The 22,264-nt window shown below is 73.6% G+C and carries 22 protein-coding genes and 2 pseudogenes; 7 read left to right on the forward strand and 17 right to left on the reverse strand.

Annotated elements, in window-relative coordinates; translation table 11 throughout:
- Positions 1-2: 2 nt before the first annotated feature.
- From pdxT to pgsA, 8 genes and pseudogenes are all read right to left on the reverse strand, one after another.
- Positions 3-623, reverse strand: coding sequence for a pyridoxal 5'-phosphate synthase glutaminase subunit PdxT (gene pdxT, locus QP090_RS34455; RefSeq protein WP_285943915.1), 621 nt, complete (start codon positions 621-623; stop codon positions 3-5).
- 178 nt (positions 624-801) lie between these two features.
- On the reverse strand, positions 802-1,416 hold the full coding sequence (locus QP090_RS34460; RefSeq protein WP_285943916.1) for a DUF6928 family protein: 615 nt from the start codon (positions 1,414-1,416) through the stop codon (positions 802-804).
- A gap of 188 nt (positions 1,417-1,604) precedes the next feature.
- Positions 1,605-2,546 (reverse strand): pyridoxal 5'-phosphate synthase lyase subunit PdxS, encoded by a 942-nt coding sequence (gene pdxS / locus QP090_RS34465; RefSeq protein ID WP_285943917.1) that lies wholly within the window; start codon positions 2,544-2,546, stop codon positions 1,605-1,607.
- Positions 2,547-2,705: 159 nt separating this feature from the next.
- Positions 2,706-3,743, reverse strand: coding sequence for a DUF3048 domain-containing protein (locus QP090_RS34470; RefSeq protein WP_285943919.1), 1,038 nt, complete (start codon positions 3,741-3,743; stop codon positions 2,706-2,708).
- 164 nt (positions 3,744-3,907) lie between these two features.
- A complete protein-coding gene (locus QP090_RS34475) occupies positions 3,908-4,444 on the reverse strand; it encodes a LemA family protein (RefSeq protein WP_285943921.1) in 537 nt (178 codons plus the stop codon).
- 12 nt (positions 4,445-4,456) lie between these two features.
- Positions 4,457-5,623, reverse strand: a complete 1,167-nt coding sequence (locus tag QP090_RS34480) for a glycosyltransferase family 4 protein (protein WP_285943923.1) — start codon at positions 5,621-5,623, stop codon at positions 4,457-4,459.
- On the reverse strand, positions 5,620-6,549 hold the full coding sequence (locus QP090_RS34485) for a phosphatidylinositol mannoside acyltransferase (protein ID WP_285943925.1): 930 nt from the start codon (positions 6,547-6,549) through the stop codon (positions 5,620-5,622). Before QP090_RS34485 ends, QP090_RS34480 begins: the two co-directional genes overlap by 4 nt.
- 131 nt (positions 6,550-6,680) lie before the next feature.
- Positions 6,681-7,292: pseudogene (gene pgsA, locus QP090_RS34490) on the reverse strand (phosphatidylinositol phosphate synthase); the annotation flags it as partial.
- Positions 7,293-7,605: 313 nt separating this feature from the next.
- Between pgsA and QP090_RS34495 the strand changes: the two are divergent.
- The 4 genes from QP090_RS34495 to QP090_RS34510 all read left to right on the forward strand — a co-directional run bounded on the left by QP090_RS34495 (position 7,606) and on the right by QP090_RS34510 (position 12,444).
- Positions 7,606-9,771: an elongation factor G-like protein EF-G2 gene (locus tag QP090_RS34495; protein ID WP_285943929.1), complete on the forward strand. Its 2,166-nt coding sequence runs from the start codon at positions 7,606-7,608 to the stop codon at positions 9,769-9,771.
- A 193-nt stretch (positions 9,772-9,964) separates the two neighbouring features.
- Positions 9,965-10,855, forward strand: a complete 891-nt coding sequence (locus tag QP090_RS34500; protein WP_285943930.1) for a polysaccharide deacetylase family protein — start codon at positions 9,965-9,967, stop codon at positions 10,853-10,855.
- A gap of 63 nt (positions 10,856-10,918) precedes the next feature.
- Positions 10,919-11,374 carry a hypothetical protein gene (locus QP090_RS34505; RefSeq protein WP_285943932.1) on the forward strand — a complete coding sequence of 152 codons (456 nt, stop codon included), beginning with the start codon at positions 10,919-10,921 and terminating at the stop codon, positions 11,372-11,374.
- Positions 11,371-12,444: an HTTM domain-containing protein gene (locus QP090_RS34510; RefSeq protein ID WP_285943934.1), complete on the forward strand. Its 1,074-nt coding sequence runs from the start codon at positions 11,371-11,373 to the stop codon at positions 12,442-12,444. Before QP090_RS34505 ends, QP090_RS34510 begins: the two co-directional genes overlap by 4 nt.
- 43 nt (positions 12,445-12,487) lie before the next feature.
- Here QP090_RS34510 and QP090_RS34515 read toward each other — a convergent pair whose 3' ends face one another.
- Together QP090_RS34515 and QP090_RS34520 are read right to left on the reverse strand one after the other, a co-directional pair.
- A complete protein-coding gene (locus QP090_RS34515; protein ID WP_285943935.1) occupies positions 12,488-12,895 on the reverse strand; it encodes a thiol-disulfide oxidoreductase DCC family protein in 408 nt (135 codons plus the stop codon).
- 5 nt (positions 12,896-12,900) lie between these two features.
- On the reverse strand, positions 12,901-13,530 hold the full coding sequence (locus QP090_RS34520; protein WP_432763108.1) for an HIT family protein: 630 nt from the start codon (positions 13,528-13,530) through the stop codon (positions 12,901-12,903).
- A gap of 167 nt (positions 13,531-13,697) precedes the next feature.
- On the opposite strand from QP090_RS34520, the gene QP090_RS34525 reads away from it, so the two are divergent.
- Entirely contained in the window at positions 13,698-14,357 is a 660-nt protein-coding gene (locus QP090_RS34525) for an Asp23/Gls24 family envelope stress response protein (protein ID WP_285943937.1), read from the forward strand.
- A gap of 11 nt (positions 14,358-14,368) precedes the next feature.
- Here the strand turns inward: QP090_RS34525 and QP090_RS34530 are convergent, their stop codons facing one another.
- From QP090_RS34530 to QP090_RS37800, 7 genes and pseudogenes are all read right to left on the reverse strand, one after another.
- On the reverse strand, positions 14,369-14,962 hold the full coding sequence (locus QP090_RS34530) for a hypothetical protein (RefSeq protein WP_285943938.1): 594 nt from the start codon (positions 14,960-14,962) through the stop codon (positions 14,369-14,371).
- A gap of 82 nt (positions 14,963-15,044) precedes the next feature.
- Positions 15,045-15,284 (reverse strand): hypothetical protein, encoded by a 240-nt coding sequence (locus QP090_RS34535; protein ID WP_285943940.1) that lies wholly within the window; start codon positions 15,282-15,284, stop codon positions 15,045-15,047.
- A 223-nt stretch (positions 15,285-15,507) separates the two neighbouring features.
- Positions 15,508-17,484 (reverse strand): threonine--tRNA ligase, encoded by a 1,977-nt coding sequence (gene thrS, locus QP090_RS34540; RefSeq protein WP_285943941.1) that lies wholly within the window; start codon positions 17,482-17,484, stop codon positions 15,508-15,510.
- A 281-nt stretch (positions 17,485-17,765) separates the two neighbouring features.
- A complete protein-coding gene (locus QP090_RS34545) occupies positions 17,766-19,241 on the reverse strand; it encodes a sugar porter family MFS transporter (RefSeq protein WP_285943942.1) in 1,476 nt (491 codons plus the stop codon).
- 60 nt (positions 19,242-19,301) lie between these two features.
- Positions 19,302-19,499 (reverse strand): annotated as a pseudogene (locus QP090_RS34550) (LLM class flavin-dependent oxidoreductase); the annotation flags it as partial.
- A 2-nt stretch (positions 19,500-19,501) separates the two neighbouring features.
- Positions 19,502-20,011, reverse strand: coding sequence for a cysteine dioxygenase (locus QP090_RS34555; RefSeq protein ID WP_285943943.1), 510 nt, complete (start codon positions 20,009-20,011; stop codon positions 19,502-19,504).
- A gap of 40 nt (positions 20,012-20,051) precedes the next feature.
- Positions 20,052-20,138 (reverse strand): putative leader peptide, encoded by an 87-nt coding sequence (locus QP090_RS37800; RefSeq protein ID WP_432763110.1) that lies wholly within the window; start codon positions 20,136-20,138, stop codon positions 20,052-20,054.
- 157 nt (positions 20,139-20,295) lie between these two features.
- On the opposite strand from QP090_RS37800, the gene QP090_RS34560 reads away from it, so the two are divergent.
- Together QP090_RS34560 and QP090_RS34565 are read left to right on the forward strand one after the other, a co-directional pair.
- Entirely contained in the window at positions 20,296-21,546 is a 1,251-nt protein-coding gene (locus tag QP090_RS34560; RefSeq protein WP_285943944.1) for a sensor histidine kinase, read from the forward strand.
- Positions 21,547-21,587: 41 nt separating this feature from the next.
- Entirely contained in the window at positions 21,588-22,253 is a 666-nt protein-coding gene (locus QP090_RS34565; protein WP_285944067.1) for a response regulator, read from the forward strand.
- Positions 22,254-22,264: the final 11 nt, after the last annotated feature.

Consider the following 22,264-nt stretch of genomic DNA (forward strand, 5'->3'; position numbering starts at 1 on the left):
TGTCAATCCTCCTGCTCCGTCGCCCGGCGCACCAGATCGGCGAAGTAGTGGTGCACTCGGTAGTCGCCCGTCAGCTCCGGATGGAACGCGGTCGCCACGAGGCGGCCCTGCCGGACGGCGACGATCCTACCGGCGTTCCGGCCGCTCTCGGCGCGGCCGAGGACCTCCACGGCGGTGCCGACGGTCTCGACCCAGGGTGCGCGGATGAAAACGGCGTGGTACGGCGTGTCCCCCATGCCGGTCAGCAGGACGTCGGACTCGAAGGAGTCGACCTGCCGGCCGAACGCGTTGCGCCGCACGGTCATGTCGATGCCGCCGATGGTCTCCTGGCCCTCGATGCCGTCCCGGATCCGGTCCGCGAGCATGATCATGCCGGCGCACGAGCCGTACACCGGCAGGCCCGCCTCGACCCGCTTGCGCAGCGGGTCCAGCAGGTCGAAGGTGCGGGCCAGCTTCCACATGGTGGTGGACTCGCCACCGGGCAGCACCAGCCCGTCGACGCGTTCGAGCTCCTCGGGGCGGCGCACCGTCATGGTGCGCGCCCCGGCGGTCTCGAGCGCGCGCGTGTGCTCGAGCACGTCGCCTTGGAGGGCGAGGACACCGATCAGGGGAGCTGCGGTCACGTGGACACCTTCCGGGAGTGGGCCAGGGGCCTGACAAGCCTAGACGTCGGTTGCAACGCTCCAGGACCGGCACGCCTTCCCGCGCGGGCGCCCGAGACAGAGCTGCGGGGGCGGCGCTGCGGGGGCGGCGCTGCGGGAACGGAGTCCGGAGCGGAGGGGCCGGGTGCCCGAGGACGGGTCAGCCGTGCCTGAAGCGGCGCAGCGGGAGTTCGAGCGGCAGGAAGCCGTCGGCGCCCCGGTGCGCGATGCCCCGGCCGAACATGTGCGCCTCGGCGAGCGCCAGCCCGAACTCCTCGGGGTCGAACGGGAGGGGCACGTCGGCGGTGCCCTCGTCGATGGCCCGCCAGAACGGCCGCTCGACCGGCAGCCGGGCGCCCAGGTCGACCACCACGCCGTCGTCGGCGGTCACGAACACCTCGCGGCGCAGCTCGCCGGACTCGTACCAGCGGAACCAGCAGCCCGGCAGGACGCTGTGCAGGACGAGCACCCCGCAGCTCGCGCCCGGGAGCGCGCCCGCGGCGGTGTCGGCGATGCGGCGGGCGTCGTCGTCGAGGTGGAACAGCCGCCGGTCGCACAGCAGCAGCGCCCGGTCGAAGGCGCCGACGAACAGCTCGTCCTCGTAGGGCCAGAGCGCGAAGTCGAGGACGGTGTCGCCGGTCTCGGTGAGGGTCGCCGCCGGGTAAAGTCCGCGGGCCAGGGCCGTCGCGGCGGCCGGATCGGGTTCCAGTCCCGGCCGGAACACCTCACCGGGACCGCCCACACTCGCGCAGGCCAGCGCCACCGACCAAGCCATGCTCGTCCCCTCCCGCGGCGGGCGCCGCCCGGGAGCGCCCACGCTCCCACCGCCGCGCGGCCAGAGTAAACCCTGTCAGGGCGCGCTGTGGAGAGGCCCCCCAAAGTAACCGCCCGGTCACATGACCGGGCGGTTACCGCGCCGGCGGCCGTCACTTGGACGATCTCACCGGTGGGGACGGGCGGAGGTCACCAGCCGCGGCCGGCGAACTTCTGGTCTTCGCCGAGCGAGGCGACGTTGATGCCGACCATGGCCTCGCCGAGCCCGCGCGACACGTTGGCGATCACGTCGGGGTCGTCGTGGAAGGTGGTGGCCTTGACGATGGCCTCGGCGCGCTGGGCCGGGTTGCCGGCCTTGAAGATGCCCGAGCCGACGAAGACGCCCTCGGCGCCGAGCTGCATCATCATCGCGGCGTCGGCCGGGGTGGCGATGCCGCCCGCGGTGAACAGCACGACCGGCAGCTTGCCCGCCCGCGCGACCTCCTTGACCAGCTCGTAGGGGGCCTGGAGCTCCTTGGCGGCGACGAACAGCTCGTCCTCGGGCAGCGACTGGAGCCGCCGGATCTCACCGCGGATCTGCCGCATGTGCGTGGTGGCGTTGGAGACGTCGCCGGTGCCCGCCTCGCCCTTGGAGCGGATCATCGCCGCGCCCTCGGTGATGCGGCGCAGCGCCTCGCCGAGGTTGGTCGCCCCGCACACGAACGGCACGGTGAAGGCCCACTTGTCGATGTGGTTCTCGTAGTCGGCGGGGGTCAGCACCTCGGACTCGTCGATGTAGTCGACGCCGAGCGCCTGGATGACCTGGGCCTCGACGAAGTGGCCGATGCGCGCCTTGGCCATAACCGGGATCGAGACGGCCTCGATGATCCCGTCGATCATGTCGGGGTCGCTCATCCTGGAAATGCCGCCGTCGGCGCGGATGTCGGCGGGAACCCGCTCCAGCGCCATCACGGCGACCGCGCCGGCGTCCTCGGCGATCTTGGCCTGGTCGGGGGTGACGACGTCCATGATCACGCCACCCTTGAGCATCTCCGCCATTCCGCGCTTGACGCGGGCGGTCCCGGTCGCGGGAGCGCCGGACGCGGCAGGCTCTGCGGAATTCGGCTGGGCGGCGGGACTGGAAGTGGACACGGCATTCCTCACATGAAACGGACGACAAGTCGCCTTCCATGATATTGCCTGCTCGTCCCACTCCTCGACCCGGCAGACCGTCAGCGGCAGGTCCGGTGATCTTACGCAGCGACGGCCGGGTCCCCTGACGGCGGCCCCCGCCCGCGGGCGGCAGCGGGGTCAGGGGGTGTAGGGCTTGCCGTCGTTGACGAGCAGCACCCAGACCTGCCCCGTGGCGAAGGGCATGGGCTTGCCGTCCGGGGTGGTGAAGGTGGTGCCCTTGTCCTCGGAGGGCCTCGACCACTTGGCGCTGTAGGCCTTGCCGTCGCGCAGCACGGTGGCGCGGCCCGTACCGGTGGTGTGGATCAGCGGGGTGTAGCTGCCGAGGAAGTCATGGAACTTGGACCGGGTGGTCTTGGCGTACTGGACGACCACGGTCCGGCCGCCCAGCACGCCGCCCTCGGCGGCGCGGTCGGGCTGCCCGCCCCAGGATGCCAGCCAGCGGCTCTGCTTGGCCGACCAGGTGAACCCCATGGTGGTGGCGGGCCACCTGGCGGTGAAGCCCTTGGTCGGCTTGCCGCCCTCGGGCGCGGGCCCGAAGTGGAAGCCGATGTCGCGCGGCGGGGCGGCCTTGGGCGCCTGCTTGAGCAGGTTCTTGGGGTCGGCGTAGAGGTTGTAGGGGATCGGCTTCGGCCCGGCCCGGAAGTAGGCCGAGCCCGCGCTCTCCTGCGAGATGTCGTACACCGGCGCCTTGCGGATGTACTTCTTCATCTTGCTCTGCACGCCGGAGAAGGCGAAGGCCGGCCGGCCGAACTGCGGCAGGATGTGCAGGTCGGAGATCCGGGCGCTGCGGACGGGGCCGACCCGCTTGGGCAGCTTGGACGAGTACACCGCCATCAACCGGGTCTCGCCGCCCTCGACCTGCTCGACGTAGACGATGTCGGCGGAGCCCACGCCGCTCTGCGGCAGCGCGGGGCGGGTGTTCTCGATCTTGACGGCGAGCACCGGGTTGCGCAGCCCGCGCTTCCCGCCAGTGAACGGGTGGGTGGCGGGCGCGGTGGGCGCGGGAGTGCCGGTGTCGCCGCCGGTGGCGCTCGGCGGCTCGGCCCTGCCGGGTCCGCCGCCGTCGGAGCAGGCCGCCAGGGCGCCACCGAGGACGGCGACGCCGAGTCCGGCGGCCATCCGTCCCCGGACGGATCGATCCCAGACGAAGCGCACGATGTACCCCTTCTGTCAGCAACCCGCCCGAGGGTAGCGAACCCGGGCCGGAGCTTTGTCCCTGTTTGAAGGCTGAAGGGGGATCAATCGACTTCTGTCCGGCCTGATCCGGGACGGAGCGCGCGGGGCGCACCGCCGGGGCGGGCCGGGGGGCCGGACAGCGGTCAGATGCCCGGCGGCGCGTCGTCGATCTCGAAGAAGCCCGGCAGCGGCGCCCTCCCGGCGAGCGGCAGCACCCGGATGAGCAGCTTGCGGCGCGCGATCCGGGCGGCGGCGACCGCGTCGTTGTAGAACCGGCGCGCGTACGCGACCTTGGCGGACGCCGACGACAGCTCCTCCAGCACCGCCTGGCCGTCGCTCTTGGCCTCCAGCGTGCTGGCGAACTCCGGCTGGTCGACCACCGCCCGCAGCGCCCGCGACAGGTCGCTCTCGGCGAACTCCCGGTTGTCGGCGTCGGCGGTGCGGGCCTCGTGCGCCGCGGTCGCCAGCACCAGGCTGGTCGCCGGGTCCAGCAGCCGGGACGCGGCCAGCTCCAGCGCCGCCGCGGCCCGGCGCACCAGCGCCGCGTCCAGCGCCGCGCGGGCGGTCTCCACCCGCACGTGCAGCCGGTCGAGCCGCGTCGCCCGCCACGACACGTAGACCGCGGCCAGGAAGGCGACCGCGACCCAGAACAGCACGTCGATGATCCAGTCTGGGAACATCCGCCCGCCCCCCTAGGCCCCGAGCCCGGACTCGACGACCACGGCACTGTCGACCGCGACCGTCTCGTACACCCGGACCACGTCGCGGGCCACCGACGACCAGTCGTAGGCGCGGACCGCCGCCCGCGCCTCGGCCGAGAGCCGCTTGCGCCGGGCCGGGTCGTCCAGCAGCGCGCCCGCCGCGGCGGCCAGCGCCGCGGCGTCGCCGACCGGGAACAGCGCCCCGGCCCGCCCGCCGAGCAGCACCCGGTCGAACGCCTCGATGTCGCTGGCCAGGATCGGGGCGCCGGCCGACATCGCCTCGGCCAGCACGATCCCGAAGCTCTCGCCGCCGAGGTTGGGCGCCACGAACACGTCCACCGAGTGGTAGGCGCGGATCTTGTCGGCCTCGCTCACCATGCCGAGCACCACCACCCGCGGGCGCAGCTCGGGCGGGACCCGGGCGATCACGTCGTCGGCGTCACCGGGCCCGGCCAGCAGCAGCCGCAGCCCCGGACGCTCGCGGCCGAGGATCTCGAACGCGCGCAGCAGCGTCTGGAGGCCCTTGCGGGGCTCGTCCATGCGGCCGAGGAAGCCGAGCGCGCCGCCGGCGTCCGGGCGGGCCGCGCCCGCGGCGGCGCGGCCCGGCCAGCCCGGCAGCGGCTCGGCCATCGCGTACCGCTCGGTGTCGACGCCGTTGGGGATCAGCACCGCGTCGCCGCCCAGATGCTCGACCAGGGTCTTGCGGGCGGCCTCCGACACCGCGATCCGGCCGGTGATCTTCTCCAGGGCGCTCTGCAGGATGGGCGCGGTCACCGACACCACCCGCGACTTCTGGTACGAGGCGTGGAAGGTGCCGACGATCGGCCCGGCCGCCGCCCAGCAGGCCAGCAGGCCGAGCGAGGGCGCCGCGGGCTCGTGCACGTGCAGCACGTCGAACCCGCCGTCGTTGATCCAGCGCCGGACCCGGGCCGAGGACAGGAATCCGAACGCCAGCCGGGCCACCGACCCGTTGTAGGGCACCGGCACGGCGCGGCCCGCCGACACCGCGTAGGACGGCAGCCGGGCGTCGTCGTCGGCCGGCGTGATCACCGAGACCTGGTGGCCGAACCCGATCAGCGCCTCGGCCAGGTCGCCGATGTGCTGCTGGACGCCGCCCGGGACGTTCCACGTGTAGGGGCAGACGATGCCGACCTTCACCGGCGCGACACCGGCGGGTCGTCCACCCAGACCCGCTGGAGCATGTGCCAGTCCTCGGGGTGCGCGGCGATGCCCTCCTCGAAGGCCCGCGCCAGCTCCTGCGTCATGGCCTGGATCTTCTCCTGTCTGCCGCCCGTGCCGGGCACCCGGACCTCCTCGTGCACCCGCGCGCCCCAGTCGTCGCCCTCATACCAGAGGGTCACCGGGATGAGCGCGGCGCCGGTCTGGACCGCCAGCGCGGCGGACACCGCCGGCATCCGCGCGGTCGCGCCGAAGAACTCCACGTCGACCCCGCTGTCGGTGAGATCCCGGTCGACGACCAGGCAGACCGCGCCGCCGGCGCGCAGCCGCTGGGCCATCCGGCCGTACGCCGAGGCGCCCTTGTGCGCCAGGACCTCCATCCCCAGGCTCTCACGGAATGCTACGAAACGGTCGAAGAGGGACTCGGGTTTGAGCCGCTCGGCCACCGTGGTGAACGGGTGCCCCTGGTGCACCAGCCAGGCGCCCGCGTGCTCGTAGTTGCCCATGTGCGGCAGCGCCAGGACGACGCCGCGGCCGGAGCCGAGGTTGGCAAAGATCTTCTCCTGCCCGGTGATCCGCATCCGGCCGACGATCCGGTCGCGGTCGTACTCGGGGAGCCGGAACACCTCCAGCCAGTAGCGGAAGTACGAGCGCAGCACCTTCTTGCTGAGGACGCGGACCTCGTCGTCGACGGCGTCCTTGCCGAGGACGCGGCACAGGTTGCGCTCGAGTTGCCGCACGCCGGGACCGTGCCGCTGCCAGGTCCGGTCAGCCAGGGCGGCGAAGGCCGCCCGGGCCGCGCGCTCGGGCATCTTGCGGACCACCGTCCACCCGAAGGCGTAGGCGGCGTCCATCACCTCGTCGCGCACCTCGGCGGGACGCGGGGCCCTCGGCCGCACGCTCACGCGCGCCGCTCCGGCTCCGACTCCTGCTCGGGGACGGGCTCGGGGCCCGGCTCTGCGGCGGCCTCCGGCCCCGGCCCGGAGGCGGGAGCGGCGGTGGACGGCGGCGCGGGCGCGGAGGGGGGCGCGGAGGGGGGCGTGGGGGCGGGGTCGGCGAGCGCCTGGGCCCGGACGGTCGCGAACCGCTGGCCCACGGTGACGGTGCTGAGGGCGGCCAGCACCCACAGCGCCAGCGCGAGGATGTAGGGCACGCCCAGCCCGTCGAACCCGGCGGCCACCAGGGCGATGATCAGCCGCTCGGCGCGCTCGGCGATGCCGACGTTGCAGGTGTAGCCCAGGCCCTCGGCGCGGGCCTTGGCGTAGGACACCACGACCCCGGCGACCAGGCAGAACAGCGCGACGCCGGCGAGGGTCTGCCGGCCGTCCCGGTAGAGCCCGATCATCAGCCCGGAGAAGATCGCCGCATCGGCGACCCGGTCCATCGTGGAGTCCAGGAACGCGCCGAACTTGGAGATCTTGCCGGTGACCCGGGCGACCGCCCCGTCCAGCATGTCGAACAGCACGAAGGCGGTGATCACCATGGTGCCCCAGAAGAACTCCCCGCGGGGGAAGAAGCCGAGGGCGCCGGCCATCACACCGGCGGTGCCGACGACGGTGATGGCGTTGGGCGAGACCCCGGTCCGCGCGACCCCCCGGCCGATGGGGGTCAGGACCCGCCCCAGGGCGGGCCGCAGTTTGTTGAGCATCGCCGTCCGTTTCTTGTGGTGTCGAGTGAGAGGGCCCGCGGGCTGCACGGCCCGCCCATCGTAGTGCGGCTGCCCGCGCCCGGTGGCGATGCCGCCGGTCCGCCCCGCCGGGGCCGCGAGACGGCGCGCGTTCGGCGTCCACCCCTTGTGATACGGGCCGGCACGAGAAAGGCTGTGGGGACACGGGTGTGACGTCGGTCACGCACGTCGCACAGGCCGGGCGCCGCACTCGGACGTCAGGGCCGGGCCCCACCGGGGTCGGGCCCCAGCCGTACGCGGGCCTCCGCGGGGAGGCCCGTCCGAGGAGGTAGTCATGGCGGACAAGGGAGGCCACCCGGGAGGCCCTGGCAGGGCACCGGAGGCCGGCTCGTGCGACAGGGTGCGCAACGTCGCGCTGGTCGGCCATTCGGGGGCGGGCAAGACGACGCTGGCCGAGGCGCTGCTCGCCGCGACCGGCACGATCCAGCGCCGCGGCCGGGTCGAGGACGGCGGCACGGTCAGCGACTTCGACGAGGTGGAGGTGCGCCAGCAGCGCTCGGTCAACCTGGCCCTGGCCCCGTTCGTGCACGACGGCGTCAAGGTCAACCTCATCGACACCCCCGGGTACGCCGACTTCGTCGGCGACCTGCGCGCCGGGCTCCGCGCCGCCGACGCCGCGCTGTTCGTGATCTCGGCGGTGGACGGCGTGGACGGCCTCACCCGGATGCTCTGGGAGGAGTGCGCGGCGGTCGGGATGCCCCGCGCGGTCGTCATCACCAAGATCGACCAGCAGCGCGGCGACTTCGACGCGGTGCTGCCGGCCTGCCAGGACGCCTTCGGCGCGGGCGTGCTCCCCTGCTACTTCCCGGTGGGCTCCGGCGACGGGCTCAGCGGCCTGATCGGGCTGCTCACCCGGCGCCGCCTCGACTACTCGTCCGGGACGCGGGCCGAGTGCGCGCCGGGCCCCGAGTTCCTGGACCGGATCGCCGAGCAGCGCGGCGCGCTGATCGAGGGGATCATCCAGGAGAGCGAGGACGAGACGCTCATGGACCGGTACCTAGCCGGCGAGGAGCTCGACGTCGAGGCGCTCATCGCAGATCTGGAGACCGCGGTGGCGCGCGGCACCTTCTTCCCCGTGCTGGCGACCTCGGTGCCGCACCGCGGCCACCCGGGCCCGGTGATCGGGATGCTGGAGCTGCTGGAGGTCGTCACCAGGGCGTTCCCGTCCCCGCTGGAGCACGGCATCCCGCCGGTGACCCCGGTGCGCGGGGGGCCGGCCGGGACCATCGGCTGCGACCCCGAGGGGCCGCTGGTCGCCGAGATCGTCAAGACCACCTCCGACCCGTACGTCGGCCGGATCTCGCTGGTGCGGGTGTTCTCGGGAACGCTGCGGCCCGACACCGTCGTGCACGTCTCCGGCCACGGCCTGGAGGACCGCGGGCACGAGGACCACGACGTGGACGAGCGGGTCGGCGCGCTCACCTCCCCGCTCGGCAAGACGCAGCGGACCATCGCCTCGTGCGGGGCCGGCGACATCTGCGCCGTGGCCAAGCTCGTCCGCGCGGAGACCGGCGACACCCTGTCCGATCCCGGCGCGCCGGTGGTGATGGCGCCCTGGTCGATGCCCGACCCGCTGCTGCCGGTGGCGATCCGGGCCCAGTCCAAGGCCGACGAGGACAAACTCGGCCAGGCCCTCGGCCGGCTGGTCGCCGAGGACCCGACGCTGCGCCTGGAGAACAATGCCGAGACCCGCCAGCTCGTGCTGTGGTGCATGGGCGAGGCGCACGCCGACGTGCTGATCGACCGGCTCGCCACCCGGTACGGCGTGGAGGTCGAGCGGATCGAGCTGCGCATCCCGCTGCGCGAGACGTTCGGCGGCAAGGCCAGCGGCCTCGGGCGGCACGTCAAGCAGAGCGGCGGGCACGGCCAGTACGGCATCTGCCACGTGGACGTGGAGCCGCTGCCGTCCGGCGGCGGCTTCGAGTTCGTCGACAAGATCGTCGGCGGGGTGGTGCCGCGCCAGTTCATCCCCTCGGTCGAGAAGGGCGTCCGGGCGCAGATGGACCGCGGCGTGCACGCGGGCTACCCGCTGGTCGACATCAGGGTGACCCTGCGCGACGGCAAGGCCCACTCGGTCGACTCCTCCGACATGGCCTTCCAGTCGGCGGGCGCGCTCGGCCTCAAGGACGCGGCGTCCGAGGTCCCGATCCTGCTGCTGGAACCGGTGGACGAACTGGGCGTGCTCATCGCCGACGAGTACGTGGGCCCGGTGATGTCCGACCTCACCTCGCGCCGCGGCCGGGTACTCGGCTCGGAGGCGGTGCCGGGCGGCCGGACCATGATCAAGGCGGAGGTGCCGGAACTGGAGATCGTCCGGTACGCGACCGACCTGCGCTCGATGTCGCAGGGCACCGGCACGTTCAACCGCGGCTTCCTGCGCTACGAGCCGCTCCCCTCGCACCTGGCGGAGAAGCTCGCCGCCGAGGCCAAGGCCGGCTGACCCCCGCCGCCCGCGCCGCCGTGCCGCGACGCCGCCCCGCGCGCGGGGCGGCGTCGCGGCGCGGCGGATGCCCCCGAGGTCGCGCCTCGGCTCATCCCTGAGAGGGACGGTGAATCGGCCCCGCGGTCGATGGTGCCCGAGCCCGGTCGGTGGAATTCTGACAAAGAGTCGGGCGGCCTGGGGGAAAGCTGATTTGGAGACCATCGGGGACGCGCCGGGGCCGGAGGGTCCGGGACGCCGCAAGGTGATCAAGAGGATCGGCCTGGCCACCGGCGGCCTGCTGGCCGGCGGCGCGGCCGGGATGGCGGCCGAGCAGGCCTGGCTGGAGCGCGACCCGCCCACCCCCGCGTCCGCGGCCTCGGTCGAGTCGTGGGAGCCGCCCGGCCGGCAGGTGGACGTGGTCTGGGCCGTCGACACCACGCGCCGGCTGATCGCCCTCACCTTCGACGACGGCCCGATGGAGCGGTGGACCCCGCGGGCGCTGGACGCGCTGGACGAGGCGGGGGTTCCCGGCACCTTCTTCGTCCTCGGCAGCCGGCTGGCGCGCAACGCCGGGCTGGTCCGCGGGCGGCTGGCCCGGCACGAGATCGGCAACCACACCTGGAAGCACGACGACCTGTCCCGGATGAGCCACCGGGACGCCTACCGGTCGATCCACCGGACGCACACCGTGATCAAGGAGGTCACCGGCACCGAGGCGACGCTGCTGCGCCCGCCCTGGGGCCGGCTCGGCGGGACCACCCTGCACGTCGCCGCCGAGCACGGCTACGACCTGGTGCTGTGGTCGCTCCTGGTGCAGGACCGCAGGCTCGGCGACCGGCCGGCCGAGATGGTCGACGCCGTCGTCGGCAACGCCCGGCCGGGCACGATCGTGCTCGCCCACGACGTCGGCGCGCCGAGCCGGGAGGAGGCCGTCCGCCAGCTCCCGGCCATGATCCGCGGGCTGCGCCGGCGGGGCTTCGAGTTCGTGACCGTGTCCCAGCTCCGCCGGGCCGCCACCGGGACGCGCAACCCGCCCGGACCGCTCCGGGCGGCGGCCGGCGGATCCGGCGCCCCCGGCGAGCCCGGCGGATCCGGGCATTGAGCGACCCGGCCACGATCGCCGGCCGTCACACGCGCGCGACGCCGTCGGGCTTAGGCTGTCCTGATGCATCAGGTGGTCTCCCGCCTGAGCCGGCGCGCCCGGCTCTGGCGGTCCCTCGTCGCGGCGGCCATGATCGGCGGCCTGTTCTACACCAGCGCCTACGGCGCCGACGACGACTTCCCCCTCGGGCCCATGACGCAGTTCGCGTTCTCGGTGAAGAACGACGGCGGCGAGATCCACTCGCACTGGCTGGAGGCCGACACCGCCGCGGGCAGGCACGTCAAGCTGTCCATGGACGCGGTCGGCTCGGGCATGAAGCGGGCCGAGATCGAGGGGCAGATGGACCGGCTCACCCGCGACCCGTCCCTGCTCCAGGGCATCGCCGACGGGCAGCGCAGGCTGCATCCCGACCAGCCCCGGTTGACCAGGATCTACATCGTGAAACAGGTCAGAACCTTGAAGCACGGCAAGGTCGTGGCGTCCACCCAGCAGAACCGCGTCGTCTGGAACGTCCGATGACGCCCCCGCCGGACCCCGCGGCCGACCCCGCGGCCGACCCCGCGGCGGACGAGACCGCGAAGACCGCCGGGCCCGCGTCCGCGGAGGCCGCCCGGCCCGCCGAGGCCCCGGAGACCGCCGCGGTCACGGCGGGGCAGGCGCAGGCGCCGCCCGCCACCTTCTGGGGACGCTGGTGGTACGGCCCGATTCCGCGGGCCCGGATCGCCTGGCTGCGGGTCATCGCCTACGTGTTCCTGCCGTTCGACATGCTGCTGCTGACCAGCAGCTCGCTGGCGCACGCGCGGCTGCCGGCCGACCTCTACCAGCCGGTGCGGCTGGCGCGCTGGCTGCACCTGCCCGCGCCCACGCCGGCCGCCATGTACACGGTGCTGGTCGTCACGATCGCCGCCGGGCTCGTCGCCGCCACCGGGCGGGTGCTCCCCCGGCTGACCGGCTACATCGCGGCGGGCGGGTACCTGTGGTGGGTCACCATCAGCATGTCCTACGGCAAGGTCGACCACGACCACCTGGCCCTGATCGTCGCGCTGTTGGTCCTGCCCTCCGTCGGGCGCGCCGGGCTCGGCGACCGAACGGGCGGCGAGGCGGCGGGCTGGTCGACGCGCATCGTCCAGGTCTCGGTGATCGCGGCCTACTTCCTGTCGGCATGGGCCAAGGTCCGCGTCGGCGGCTTCCCCGGGTGGCCGAACGGCGCCACGGTGCAGTGGGCGCTGAGCCGCCGCGGCACCGCGTTCGGCCGGAGCCTGATCCAGTTCCCGCTGATGCTGAAGGCGAGCCAGTGGTTCACCTTCTTCGCCGAGTTCTCCTCGCCCGCGCTGCTGTTCCTGCGCGGCCGGCCGCTCTACCTGGGCGTGCTGTTCTTCGCCGGGTTCCACGTGGTCACCTACGCGCTGATGACCATCCACTTCCTGCCGCACGCGATCTTCCTGGCCGCGTTCCTGCCGCTGGAGCGGCTCACCGACCGGCTGCCCCGGCGGGTGCGGGACCGGGTGGCCCATGTGCCCGAGGAGACGGCGGTTGGCGACCGCGCGACGCCGGACCAGGCGGACGACCGGCAGCCGCTCCCGTCCTGACCCCGAGCGTGCCCGCCCCTCGGTGCCGGCTCCGTGCGGGCGGTCAGTCCCGCGCGGCGGCGCCCGGACGCTGAGCGGCCGGGAGCATGCAGGCCGCGGTGCCGCCGGGCATCCGCTGCCGGTTGTCGGCGATCAGCCGGTAGACGCCGCGCGCCGCCCAGCTCACCGGGGCCACCCGGATGATCACGCCGAGCGGGCGCCAGGGCCCGCCGGCATCGGTCAGCAGCCGCCCGACCGCCTCGGCGCCGCCCGACACCCGGCCCGCCCGGTCGATCCACAGGACCTCGTGCCCGGCCCGTTCCGCGGTCGTGCCCAGCGCGTCCAGATCGGCGAACTGGAAGGCGACGGCCTCGGCCGAGGTGGGGACGTGCCGTTCCATGAACCGGACCGACGACGTGCAGAAGCCGCAGTCGCCGTCGTAGACCAGCACCGGCCGCTCTCGTCGTCCCATGCTCCTCAGCCGTCCTGCGGCCAGGCGTCGGCGAGGATCTGCCGGGTGTCGCGCAGGAGCTGCGGGAGCACCTTGGTGTGCCCGACGACCGGCATGAAGTTGGTGTCGCCGCCCCACCGGGGCACCACGTGCTGGTGCAGGTGCGCGGCGATGCCGGCGCCCGCGACCTGGCCGAGGTTCATCCCGACGTTGAAGCCCTGCGCGCCGCTGGCCTTGCGCAGCGCGGTCAGCGACCGGCGGGTCAGCACGGCCAGCTCGCCGTACTCGTCCTCGTCGAGCTCGGTGTAGTCGGCGACGTGCCGGTACGGGACGACCATCAGGTGGCCGGAGTTGTAGGGGTAGAGGTTGAGCACCGCGAACACCGAGCGGCCCCGGGCCAGGACGAGGCCCTCCTCGTCGGTCATCTCGGGGATCTCGCAGAACGGGCAGCCCTCGCCCGCGCCGGTGCCGGTGGGCTTGTTCTCGCCCTTGATGTAGGCCATCCGGTGCGGGGTCCACAGCCGCTGGAAGTTATCGGGGACGCCGGCGCCGCCCCGTTCCTCCTCGACCTGGGGGGCGCGGGCGGACCCGGCGCCCGGTTCGGGCGCGCCGTCGCGCGCCTCCTGCACCACGGGCTCGTCCGGCTCTACGCTCAAGGCGGCGCTCTCCTTTGCTCACGGCCTGACCAGCAGCATAGAGAGAGATGCCGGACGGCCTGAAGCCGGGATCCCCGGCGAGCCCCGGGATCGGAGGGTCGCGGGACACCGGGCGCGTCCCTCCGACACCATGGTCCACGAAGATCCGACCCGTGGGGAGCCGATCGATGCCCGAGCTCGACAAGGCGTACACCGGGACCGAGCCGCCGCAGCCCGAGCCCAGGTCCATGCCTTTCTTCCCCGGCCCCGCGGGCGGGCCGGGCGGGGCCCCGCCGCCGGCAGGGCCGGCCACCTCGATGCCGCCGGGTCCGGCGCTGCCCTCGGGCCTGCTGATGCCGCCGGTGCCCGCCCCGGCCGGCCGGCCGTCCGAGGGCGGGTTCGTCGAGCACCCGGGCGCGCCGTCCGAGCACGCGTCCGAGCAGTTCCCGCCGGAGGGCGGGACGGGAGTGGGGGGCCGCATCACCATCGAGGACGCGGTGATCGAGAAGATCGCCACGCTGGCGGCCCTGGAGGCGCGCGGCGTGGTCGCGCTCACCGGCCGCGACGGACGCACCGCGCCGGGCGGCGGCGGCGGCCACGGCGGCGGAGCGGGGCGCGGCCCCGAGGCGGGCGGGCCCGTGGGCGCGGCGGCGCCGGAGGGCACCGGGGTGCGGATCCAGCTCCTGGAGCACGAGGTGTCGATCACGCTCGGCGTGGTGGTGGAGTACGGCAGCGTGATCATGGAGGTGGCCGAGGCGGTGAAGGCGAACGTGGCCCGGGTGGTCGGGCTGATGCTCGGGATGCGGGTCGCCGCGGTGAACGTGGCCGTCGAGGACGTCCGGGCCTGAGGCGGGGCGGCTCAGGCCCCGGGGCGGGCGTAGCAGGACTGCATGGCCGCCCCGACCGAGACCGTGGTGACCTTGACCCGCTGGACCTGCTGCGCGGGCACGCCCTTGAAGCGGAAGACGTGCGGCTTGCCGTCCCTGACCGTCGCCTGCTGCGGGGCGGCGGAGTGGCCGCTCGCGGTGATCTCGGCGCGCACGGCCCCACTGCCCGACACGCGGACGACGACCTCGGTCCCGCCGATGGCCTGCCGGTAGAGGGCCGTCCCGGACGGGCAGGACGACAGGCCGGCGCCCGAGCCCCCCTGCCCCGGCATCGCGGGACCGCCGCCGGGCTGCTGCCCGCCGCCGGGATAGGGCTGGCCGGTGCGGTTCTGCTGGGGTGCCGGGTTGGACGGCCCCGTCGCGCCGGGAACGCCGGCCGCCGGCGCGGCCCCGCCCTCCGGAGTGGCCGCGGCACCGGTCGCGCCGGCGCCACCGCCGCGCCCCTTCTCCAACATGGGGACGAGCAGCACCACGATGGCCGCGCCCACGAGTAGGAGGGCGGCCCCGTAACCGGCGACCCGGCCCCAGACCGACCGGGGCCCCCGGGCCGATCGTGTGGACTTCATCTGCGCTGTCTCCCCGGTCGTGGCACGTGCGCGACGAGGCTACCAACGACCGGGACGGCACCGGATCCGGCCGGCGGCGCGGTCACTCGTCGGACCGCAGCGCCTCGTCGAGCCGGGCGAACATCTCGGCGGCGACCGGATCGCCGGCGTCGCAGTCGCGGCAGTAGGCGACCGCGATCGCGGCCACCCCGATGGTGTCGGGATCGAGGGGAACCGCCGCGTTGACCACGTCGCGACCTCCGCAGACGGAGCACGGCCGGGCGCCACGGGCGTCCGACCTGGCGATGAGCCTGGCCACTTCCTCGATGTAGCGATCGTCCATGACGGTGGGACCCTTCGGAGGGACTCGGCAAAGCGAGAGTCTTCCCTACCGCTGCCCGCCCCGCCCGGCGAACCGGTGAAACTCCGGCGGTCCGCCCGGACCGGACCCGCCCCCGTCCCACCCCCGGGAGGGGAGGGATCGGGAGGCGGGACGGCCACACCGCGAGGCCCCATCGCGCGCGGTCCGCGCCGCGGAGGGTCGCACCGCGGAGGGTCGCGCCGGGTCAGATCTGCACGCGCGCCTCGACCGCCTTGACGATCTCGTCGACGGCCTCGTCGATCGAGACGCCGTTCTTCTGCTCGCCGCTGCGGTAGCGGAACGACACGGCGTCCTTGGCCACGTCGTCGTCGCCCGCGAGCAGCATGTAGGGGATCTTCTGCTTCTGCGCGTTGCGGATCTTCTTCTGCATCCGGTCGGCGGAGGTGTCCACCTCGGCCCGGATCCCGCGCGCGCGCAGCCGGGCCACGACCTTCTCCAGGTGCGGGACGTGGGCGTCGCCGATCGGGACGCCGATCGCCTGCACCGGCGACAACCACGGCGGCATCGCCCCGGCGTAGTGCTCCAGCAGCACCCCGAAGAACCGCTCGATCGATCCGAACAGCGCCCGGTGGATCATCACCGGCTGCTGCCGGGAGCCGTCGGCGGCCTGGTACTCCAGCCCGAACCGCTTGGGCTGGTTGAGGTCGACCTGGATGGTGGACAGCTGCCAGGTCCGGCCGATCGCGTCCCGGGCCTGGACGGAGATCTTCGGCCCGTAGAACGCCGCGCCGCCCGGGTCGTCGGCCAGCTCCAGCCCGGACTCGGTCGCGGCCTGGCGCAGCGCCTCGGTCGCCTCGGCCCAGTCGGCCTCCTCGCCGATGAACTTGTCGGAGTCGTCGCGGGTGGACAGCTCCAGGTAGAACTCGTTCAGCCCGTAGTCGCCCAGCAGGCCCAGGACGAAGGTGAGCAGGCTCTTGATCTCGCCGTCCATCTGCTCCTTGGAGCAGTAGATGTGCGCGTCGTCCTGGGTCATCCCGCGGACCCGGGTGAGGCCGTGCACCACGCCCGACTTCTCGAACCGGTAGACGCTGCCGAACTCGAACAGGCGGAGTGGCAGCTCGCGGTAGGACCGCCCGCGCGCCTTGAAGATCAGGTTGTGCATCGGGCAGTTCATCGGCTTGAGCCGGTAGTCGGTGCCGTCCACCTCGAAGGAGGGGAACATGTCCTCGCCGTACCAGGGCAGGTGGCCGGAGGTCTCGAACAGCTCGCTCTTGGTGATGTGCGGGGTGTTGACGAACTCGTACCCCTCCTCCTCGTGCCGCTTGCGCGAGTAGTCCTCCAGCACCCGGCGGACGACGCCGCCCTTGGGGTGGAAGACCGCCAGGCCGCTGCCGATCTCGCTCGGGAAGGAGAACAGGTCGAGCTCGGCGCCGAGCTTGCGGTGGTCGCGCTTCTCGGCCTCCTCCAGCATCCGCAGGTACTCGTCCTGCTTGTCGCGGGACTCCCAGGCGGTGCCGTAGATGCGCTGGAGCTGCGGGTTCTTCTCGCTGCCGCGCCAGTAGGCGCCGCCGGAGCGCATCAGCTTGAAGGCCGGGATGACGCGGGTGGTGGGCAGGTGCGGCCCGCGGCACAGGTCCTTCCAGCACAGCTCGCCGGACTTGGCGTCGAGGTTGTCGTAGATGGTCAGCTCACCCGCGCCGACCTCCACGTCGGCGCCGTCGTCGGAGCCCGCGGCGCCCTTGATGCCGATGAGCTCCAGCTTGTAGGGCTCGGCGGCCAGCTCGGCGCGGGCCTCCTCGTCGGAGACGGGGCGGCGGGAGAACCGCTGGCCCTGCTTGACGATCTCGCGCATCCGCTTCTCGACCCGCTTGAGGTCCTCGGGGGTGAACGGCTCGGCGACGTCGAAGTCGTAGTAGAAGCCGTTCTCGACCGGCGGCCCGATGCCGAGCCGGGCGTCGGGGAACAGCTCCTGCACGGCCTGCGCCATCACGTGCGCGGCGGAGTGCCGCATGATCGCGCGGCCGTCGGCGGAGCCGATCTCGACCGGCTCGACGACGTCGCCCTCGTCCACCGGGCCGGCCAGGTCGCGCAGCTCGCCGTTGACCCGCGCGGCGACGACGGTGCGGCCGTCGGCGTCCAGGGCCTCTCCGGCGGTCGAGCCGGCGGGCACCACTCGCTCGCTTCCGTCGAGGGTGATGCGCAGCTCAGACACGGTGGACACGGGTACTCCTCGCGATGGTGATGCGGATTCGAAGGGTTCGGGTGGTAGCGATTCGGATGGTAGCGAGTCCGGGTCGGCACCGGACGCGGCAGGTCGCATGGCTGCTCCCGTCGGTCGGGCGGCGGCCCGCGAGCTCCCCGGAAAGCGGTGAGGCCCCGGGATCGCTCCCGGGGCCTCACCGCGCGCATGTCTCAGGTCATGCCGCCGTGGCGCCGGGGGAACCCCGGCGTCGTCGTCTCCAGTACGGCCAGCATGCCGTCCATGGTAACCCACCGGGCCCGTCAGCGACGGCCCGGAAGCCCGATCCGGTCCATGTCCTCCAGCTCGCGTCCCTTGGTCTCGGGCACGGCGCGGAACACGAACAGGAGCGCCAGCGCGGCGAAGAGGGTGTAGATGCCGTAGGCGAGGCCGAGGGAGAACCCGGAGATGCCGGGAAAGGTGGTGGTGATGATCCAGTTGGCGATCCACTGCGCCGCCGCGGCGACGGCCAGCGCGGACGCGCGGATGAAGTTGTTGAACATCTCGCCGAGCATCACCCAGACCACCGGGCCCCAGGTCGCCGCGAACGCGAAGACGTAGGCGTTGGCGGCGACGAGGGCGACCGGGCCCGCGACGCCGCCGAGCGAGGGCTTGCCGTCCACGATCGGCGCGGTCGCGAAGCAGACCGTCAGCAGGCCCAGGGTGAGGGTCATCCCGGCGGCGCCGGCGAGCAGCAGCGGCCTGCGGCCGATCCGGTCGACCAGCGCGATGGCCAGCAGTGTGGAGACCACGTTGACCACCGAGTTGATCACCGAGGTGAGCATCGCGTCGTTCTCGCTGAACCCGACCGCCTGCCACAGCGAGGAGGAGTAGTAGAAGATCACGTTGATCCCGACGAACTGCTGGAACACCGACAGCAGGATGCCGGTCCACACGATCGGCAGCAGGCCGAGCCGGGGCCCGCGCAGGTCGTGGAGATGCACCGGGCGGTCGACGGCGATCGACTTGACGATCTCGCCGAGCTTGACCTCCGCGTCGCCGCGGCCCATCACCTTGGCCAGCACCTCGCGGGCGCGGCCGAGCTCCTTCTTCTTGACCAGGTAGCGCGGCGACTCGGGGATGGTCGTGGCGATCACACCGTAGAACGCCGCCGGGACGATCGCGCTGGCGAACATCCAGCGCCACGCGGACCCGCCCCAGGGGAAGGTGCCGCCCGCGCCGCCGTCGGAGACCCGGGCGATGACGTAGTCGACGACCAGCGCGGCGAAGATGCCGAGGACGATCGCCATCTGCTGGAGCGAGCCGAGCCGGCCGCGCAGCCCGGCGGGCGCGATCTCGGCGATGTAGGCGGGCGCGATGACCGACGCGGCGCCGATGGCGAGGCCGCCGACCACCCGCCAGAAGGTCAGGTCGACGGCGCTGAAGGCCAGCGCCGAGCCGAGCGAGCTGAGCACGAACAGCAGCGAGGCGATCATCATCACCCGGACCCGGCCGATCCGGTCGGCCAGCGGCCCGGCGAACCAGGCGCCGACCGCGCAGCCCAGCAGGGCCGCCGACACCACGAAGCCGACCGCGACCGAGCCCAGGTGGAACCGGTGCTGGAGCGCGTCCACCGTCCCGTTGATCACCGACGAGTCGTAGCCGAACAGGAAGCCGCCCAGGGCCGCCGCGCCGGCGAGCAGCGCGGCGGTGGCGGCGGCGTGCGAGGGCCCGGGCCGGCCCGGCGGCGCGGCTCCCGGCGCCGCGCCCGGTTCTGGGCCGTCACCCTCGGTGGTCATGCTTTTTGATCTTCCCGGAACCGGCGGCCCTATGCGGAGGCCGCCGGGCGCGGGCGGGGTTCAGCCGGTGGTGCCCGGGTAGGGCAGGGCGCCGCGGCGGCGCAGCTCGGGGAGCACGCCCGCGGCGAACCAGTACGCCTCCTCCAGGTGCGGGTAGCCGGACAGGACGAACTCCTCGACGCCGAGCGCGGCGTACTCCTCGATCCGGTCGGCGACCTCGGCGTGGCTGCCGACCAGCGCGGTGCCCGCGGCGCCGCGGCTCACCAGTCAGCGGCCGACTCGGCGGTGACCTCCACCAGTTCCCCCTTCGCATCCACGTCGAAGCGGCGCATGCCGCCGAGCGGCGGCGCGTAGACGTGCACGCTCACCGCCGGGGCGTCGGAGGTGTTGCGGACGTCGTGGACGTAGTCGGGGCCGAACGAGCGCGTCTCGCCTGCGGCGATCCGCCGCCCGGCGTGCACCCGGTGCTCGTCCAGCGTGCCGAGCGCGACCGCGAAGCCCCCGGCGGAGCCGCCGTGGTCGTGGAAACCGGTCGACTGGCCGGGCAGCCAGCTGATCACCCAGATCTCGTGGTCGGCGTCCTGGTGGATCCGCTCGTACCAGCGGCCCTCCGGGCTCAACCGGACCCGGTGCAGCCACTCGCCCGGACGGGCGGCGAGCTCGGCGGCCCGTTCGGCGAGGCGCGGCGGCGCGAAGGCGTCCCGGCCCGCGCCGCTGTCGGCGGGCGGGCCGGCCTGGGCGGGCAGGCCGGTGTCGGCGGTGACGGTCATGCGTTCTCCTCATGGCGGGTGCCGGATCTGGTCGTGCGCGTCAGCGGGACCGGCGCCGACACAGGGCGCTCGCCTGCCTGCGGAGATCGACATGGCGGCGCTCGTGCAGAGGATTACGGAACGTCACGCTCCCGAGGATGGACCAAAATCCCTATTAAGTCAATCGGAAATACCGTGATCGTGTCCGGTACCGGCCGGGCCGGGCTGATACCCAGGGGGCGGATGGGATCTCCCTCCGGGGGGTCAGGCGGCCGGGACCTCGCGCACCCTAGGCTCACAGTCAAATGAACGACCCAGACCTGCTCGAACACCACGGCCGCCCGCGCCTGCTCAGGGGCATGTGGGCCGCCGCCGTCCCGGGCCCCCGCGACCCCGTCGCCACGATGCTGCCGGGCCGGAACCTGCTGCGCGTCCCGATCGTGATCGCGCTGGTCGGGATGACGATCGGCTTCACCGCCGGGAGCATCGCGATCCTGATCAATGTCGAGCATGTCAACACCGGGCTGTCATGGCCGCTCGGCGTCATGCAGGCGGGCCCGCTGCTGTTCGCCGCCCGCTGGCCGCTCCAGGCCTGGCGGGTCGCGGCGGCCGGGCTGCTGGCCGGGGTGGTGGTCAACAGCGGCGGCCTCTGGCCGTGGCCGGTGACCGGGTTCCTCGCGCTGGTGGTCATCCTGTTCTTCAACGGCGTCGGCTGCGACCGCGAGACCACCATCGGCGTCGGGGCCGTCACCATCGCCGGGACGCTGGTCCCCGCGGTGCTGCGCGGCATGCCGGGCTGGTTCGCGATGATCCTGGCCGGCATCGTCATCGTGGTGCTGACCTTCGGCGACGCCGTCGGCGGGCGCTACTCGCTGGAGGAGGAGCTGCGCCGCCGGGCCGAGCAGCACCGGCAGGACCTCGCCCGGCAGGCGGTGCTGGAGGAGCGGGCCCGCATCGCCCGCGAGCTGCACGACGTGGTGGCCCACCACATGTCGGTGATCGCGATGCAGGCCGAGGCGGCGCCGTACAAGATCCCCGACCTGCCGGACGACGCCAAGCAGACCTTCGGGGTCGTCCGGGACGCCGCCCGCGAGGCGCTCACCGAGACCCGCCGCGTCGTCGGCCTGCTCCGGGCCGACGACGAGGGCGCCGAGCGCGCGCCGCAGCCGGGACTGGACCGGCTGGACGAACTGGCCGGCGCGACCCGCCGGTCCGGCCTGTCGGTCACGGTCACGGTCGTCGGGCTGCCCCGGCCGCTGAACGCCGGGGTGGACCTGTCGGCCTACCGGATCGTCCAGGAGTCGCTGAGCAACGCCTCCCGGTACGCGCCGGGCGCCCGGGTGGGCGTCGAGATCAGGTACGGGCCGAAGCGCCTGAGGGTGTCGGTCGACGACGACGGCGCCCGCACCACCCCCGGCCGGTCGGACGGCGGCGGGCACGGGCTGGTCGGCATGCGCGAGCGGGTGACCATGCTCGGCGGCACCCTGACCGCGGGCCCCGCCGACGGGGCCGGCTGGTCGGTCGTGGCCGAACTGCCCTACGGCGACCCGGCCTGAGACCCGCCGGGGGGCCGTAAGGTTCTCACGTGACGATTCGGGTGTTGATCGCTGACGACCAGGTGATGATCCGCGATGGGCTGGCGGCGCTGCTGTCCTCCGACCCCGAGATCGAGGTGATCGGCCAGGCGGGCAATGGCCTGGAGGCCGTGGAGATGGGCCGCGCGCTCGACCCGGACGTCATCGTGATGGACATCCGGATGCCGGAGATGGACGGGCTGGCCGCCACCGCCGAACTGGTCGGCGAGCCGCTCTCCGCCGACGGCGACCCGGCCGGGCTGCGCCCCAAGGTGCTGGTGCTGACCACCTTCGACCTCGACGAGTACGTCTACGAGGCGCTCGGCGCCGGGGCCAGCGGCTTCCTGCTCAAGGACGCCTCGGCCGCCGACCTGGTCAACGGGGTGCGGGTGGTCGCCTCCGGCGACGCGCTGCTGGCCCCGTCCATCACCCGCCGGCTGATCGGCGACTTCGCCCGCCGCCGCCGGCACCAGCGGCCGTCCCCGGGGGCGACCGCCGGCCTCACCCCCCGCGAGCTGGACGTGCTGCGGCTCATCGCGCGCGGCCTGTCCAACGCCGAGATCGCCGCCGAGCTGGTCCTGGCCGAGCAGACGGTCAAGACCCATGTCGGCCACGTGCTCACCAAGCTCGCCCTGCGCGACCGCACCCAGGCCGTCGTCTACGCCTACGAGAACGGCCTGGTGGGCTGAGCCTCCGGCCC

Origin of the sequence: Actinomadura xylanilytica (assembly GCF_030283145.1) — a bacterium.
GTDB lineage: Bacteria > Actinomycetota > Actinomycetes > Streptosporangiales > Streptosporangiaceae > Spirillospora > Spirillospora xylanilytica.